The sequence below is a fragment of the Staphylococcus sp. EG-SA-2 genome, from assembly GCF_017152085.1.
Map to the genome: position 1 here is coordinate 1 of NZ_JACYHC010000457.1, position 4805 is coordinate 4805.

Sequence of the window (4805 nt, forward strand, 5' to 3'; positions counted from 1 at the left end):
AACGTCCTTCTTTCTATGTTTTATACATATTTCAATTTAAGAATAAAGCTAACTACAAAAGATGTACAGTAATAATTAAATATAAAATTAAATTAACGAAATCATTAATATAATTATTTTTCGAGAATCGGTGAAGAACTGGTATAGATGGTATTTATTAAATTTAAAAGATTTTGAAGATGAACTAATATACTAAGAAATTAATTGATACAAGTTAACTTCATGCACTTGTATTCGTTATACTGTATATATTTTGCATAATAAAATAATAATATGAATTTTTAATAAATTTCATTGAAGATGAACTAAATTAGTTTATAATTTATCATTAGTATCCTATGGATATGACATAGAGTATAAGGAGGGGTTTTTATGAACAAGAACGTGTTGAAGTTTATGGTCTTTATAATGTTATTAAATATCATCACGCCTTTATTTAATAAAAATGAAGCATTGGCAGCACGAGATATTTCATCAACGAATGTTACAGATTTAACTGTATCACCGACTAAGATAGAAGATGGTGGTAAAACGACAGTAAAAATGACATTCGACGATAAAAGTGTAAAAATACAAAATGGTGACACGATTAAAGTGGCATGGCCGACAAGCGGTACAGTAAAGATAGAGGGTTATAGTAAAACAGTACCATTAACTGTTAAAGGTGAACAGGTGGGTCAAGCAGTTATTACACCAGACGGAGCAACAATTACATTCAATGATAAAGTAGAAAAATTAAGTGATGTTTCGGGATTTGCAGAATTTGAAGTACAAGGAAGAAATTTAACGCAAACAAATACTTCAGATGACAAAGTAGCTACGATAACATCTGGGAATAAATCAACGAATGTTACGGTTCATAAAAGTGAAGCGGGAACAAGTAGTGTTTTCTATTATAAAACGGGAGATATGCTGCCAGAAGATACGACACATGTACGATGGTTTTTAAATATTAATAATGAAAAAAGATATGTATCGAAAGATATTACTATAAAGGATCAGATTCAAGGTGGACAGCAGTTAGATTTAAGCACATTAAACATTAATGTGACAGGTACACATAGCAATTATTATAGTGGATCAAATGCAATTACTGATTTTGAAAAAGCTTTTCCAGGTTCTAAGATAACTGTTGATAATACGAAGAACACAATTGATGTAACAATTCCACAAGGCTATGGGTCATATAATAGTTTTTCAATTAACTACAAAACCAAAATTACGAATGAACAGCAAAAAGAGTTTGTTAATAATTCACAAGCTTGGTATCAAGAGCATGGTAAGGAAGAAGTGAACGGGAAATCATTTAATCATACTGTGCACAATATTAATGCTAATGCCGGTATTGAAGGTACTGTAAAAGGTGAATTAAAAGTTTTAAAACAGGATAAAGATACCAAGGCTCCTATAGCTAATGTAAAATTTAAACTTTCTAAAAAAGATGGATCAGTTGTAAAGGACAATCAAAAAGAAATTGAGATTATAACAGATGCAAACGGTATTGCTAATATTAAAGCGTTGCCTAGTGGAGACTATATTTTAAAAGAAATAGAGGCGCCAGCACCGTATACATTTGATAAGGATAAAGAATATCCGTTTACTATGAAAGATACAGATAATCAGGGATATTTTACGACTATTGAAAATGCAAAAGAGATAGAAAAAACAAAAGATGTATCTGCTCAAAAGGTTTGGGAAGGCACTCAAAAAGTGAAACCAACGATTTATTTCAAGTTGTACAAACAAGATGACAATCAAAACACAACACCAGTAGACAAAGCAGAGATTAAAAAATTAGAAGATGGAACGACAAAAGTGACATGGTCTAATCTTCCAGAAAATGACAAAAATGGCAAGACTATTAAATATTTAGTTAAAGAAGTAAATGCTCAAGGTGAAGACACAACACCAGAAGGATATACTAAAAAAGAAAATGGTTTAGTGGTTACTAATACTGAAAAACCAATCGAAACAACATCAATTAGCGGTGAAAAAGTATGGGACGACAAAGACAATCAAGATGGTAAGAGACCAGAAAAAGTCAGTGTGAATTTATTGGCTAATGGAGAGAAAGTAAAAACGTTAGACGTGACATCTGAAACAAACTGGAAGTACGAATTTAAAAACTTACCGAAGTATGATGAAGGAAAGAAAATAGAATATACAGTGACCGAAGATCACGTAAAAGACTACACAACAGACATCAACGGTACGACAATAACGAACAAGTATACACCAGGAGAGACATCGGCAACAGTAACAAAAAATTGGGATGACAATAATAACCAAGACGGAAAACGACCAACTGAAATTAAAGTTGAGTTATATCAAGATGGAAAAGCAACAGGAAAAACGGCAACATTAAATGAATCTAATAACTGGACCCATACGTGGGCAGGATTAGATGAAAAAGCAAAAGGTCAACAAGTAAAATACACAGTCGAGGAATTAACAAAAGTTAAAGGCTATACAACACATGTGGATAACAATGATATGGGTAACTTGATTGTGACGAATAAATATACGCCAGAAACAACATCAATTAGCGGTGAAAAAGTATGGGACGACAAAGACAATCAAGATGGTAAGAGACCAGAAAAAGTCAGTGTGAATTTATTAGCTAACGGAGAGAAAGTAAAAGCGGTAGATGTGACATCTGAAACAAACTGGAAGTACGAATTTAAAGACTTACCGAAGTATGATGAAGGAAAGAAAATAGAATATACAGTGACCGAAGATCACGTAAAAGACTACACAACAGACATCAACGGTACAACAATAACGAACAAGTATACACCAGGAGAGACATCGGCAACAGTAACAAAAAATTGGGATGACAATAATAACCAAGACGGAAAACGACCAACTGAAATTAAAGTTGAGTTATATCAAGATGGAAAAGCAACAGGAAAAACGGCAAAATTAAATGAATCTAATAACTGGACCCATACGTGGGCAGGATTAGATGAAAAAGCAAAAGGTCAACAAGTAAAATACACAGTCGAGGAATTAACAAAGGTCAAAGGTTATACAACACATGTGGATAACAATGATATGGGCAACTTGATTGTGACGAATAAATATACGCCAGAAACAACATCAATTAACGGTGAAAAAGTATGGGACGACAAAGACAATCAAGATGGTAAGAGACCAGAAAAAGTCAGTATAAATTTATTGGCTAATGGAGAGAAAGTAAAAACGTTAGACGTGACATCTGAAACAAACTGGAAGTACGAATTTAAAGACTTACCGAAGTATGATGAAGGAAAGAAAATAGAATATACAGTGACCGAAGATCACGTAAAAGACTACACAACAGACATCAACGGTACAACAATAACGAACAAGTATACACCAGGAGAGACATCGGCAACAGTAACAAAAAATTGGGATGACAATAATAACCAAGACGGAAAACGACCAACTGAAATTAAAGTTGAGTTATATCAAGATGGAAAAGCAACAGGAAAAACGGCAACATTAAATGAATCTAATAACTGGACCCATACGTGGGCAGGATTAGATGAAAAAGCAAAAGGTCAACAAGTAAAATACACAGTCGAGGAATTAACAAAAGTTAAAGGTTATACAACACATGTGGATAACAATGATATGGGTAACTTGATTGTGACGAATAAATATACGCCAGAAAAACCGAATAAACCAATCTATCCTGAAAAACCAAAAGACAAAACACCACCAACTAAACCTGATCACTCTAATAAAGTTAAACCAACTCCCCCAGATAAGCCATCAAAAGTGGATAAGGATGATCAACCTAAAGATAATAAAACCAAACCTGAAAATCCTCTAAAAGAATTACCAAAAACTGGTATGAAGATTATAACTTCATGGATTACATGGGTATTTATAGGTATATTGGGATTGTATTTAATTTTAAGAAAAAGATTTAACTCATAAACCATTATAATTATTTTTATAGATAAGGCTATTCCTAGTTCTATGTATAATACATGATATAAATAGGTCACTTTTAATCTGTATGTAAGCAGACTAAAAGTGGCCTTTTAAACAAATAAAAAAACCGTTAACGTGTTGTTAACGGTTAATAAGCTAATATTTATTTTAAATTTTTTAATATACGAGACATCTCTTCAATTTTACCAGCATGAAGTGGGATATGAATGGCATTTAATACTAATAACTCTTCTAAGTTATTACAACCAACAATTGGTTGTTTCAGTTCAATTGCTAAATCATCTTCAGTTAGTTTTCGTGCACGTTCAGGTAATGTTTGAAGACCTTCTAAAATCGTTCCAATACTCGGTACTTCGCCCTTCCATTCATCTGGAGACGAACCATTTCCGAATAAAGGTCTATATATATTTAAATCAATATTCTCTTTACCAGTAACAGCTAAGGCTGATTCAAAAATTGTTAATACATGCCCAAATTGCCAATGAATGGTATTAGAAAAAGGCTTATGATAATCATCAAGTATCTTTTCAACTTTCCAAGTATCATACACATTTACTAAATATCCTAAACCCATATCAATGACATCAAATACCGTTTTTGTAGTCATTATTAATTCCTCCCCCCATAAATAAAACATACTTCCGTAAGTATTACCCTATTAACAAAGTTGTTAGTCATTTAAGGAATGTATTTTATTGGTGTACTTATAACTATTCCGTTGTGCCCAGGGCTAGGTGTAAATCCTCATCATTAGAAATAGCTTCAATGGCTGCAGTCAAACCTGCAACTATCTTTTCTAATGGCATAGATGGTGTATCGGGTTTACCAATGACCTGCTCTGGTATGTATGGCACATGAATAAA

At 32.7% G+C, this 4805-nt stretch carries 3 protein-coding genes; 1 reads left to right on the forward strand and 2 read right to left on the reverse strand.

Annotated elements, in window-relative coordinates; translation table 11 throughout:
* Positions 1 to 372: 372 nt before the first annotated feature.
* Positions 373 to 3924 carry a collagen adhesin Cna gene (cna, locus tag IDG60_RS06210; RefSeq protein WP_183139260.1) on the forward strand — a complete coding sequence of 1184 codons (3552 nt, stop codon included), beginning with the start codon at positions 373 to 375 and terminating at the stop codon, positions 3922 to 3924.
* 160 nt (positions 3925 to 4084) lie between these two features.
* Here the strand turns inward: cna and bstA are convergent, their stop codons facing one another.
* Positions 4085 to 4549, reverse strand: a complete 465-nt coding sequence (gene bstA, locus IDG60_RS06215; protein WP_000208919.1) for a bacillithiol transferase BstA — start codon at positions 4547 to 4549, stop codon at positions 4085 to 4087.
* Positions 4550 to 4652: 103 nt separating this feature from the next.
* Positions 4653 to 4805 (reverse strand): pyroglutamyl-peptidase I family protein (locus IDG60_RS06220; protein ID WP_481906082.1); only part of this gene is annotated, 153 nt, incomplete at its 5' end.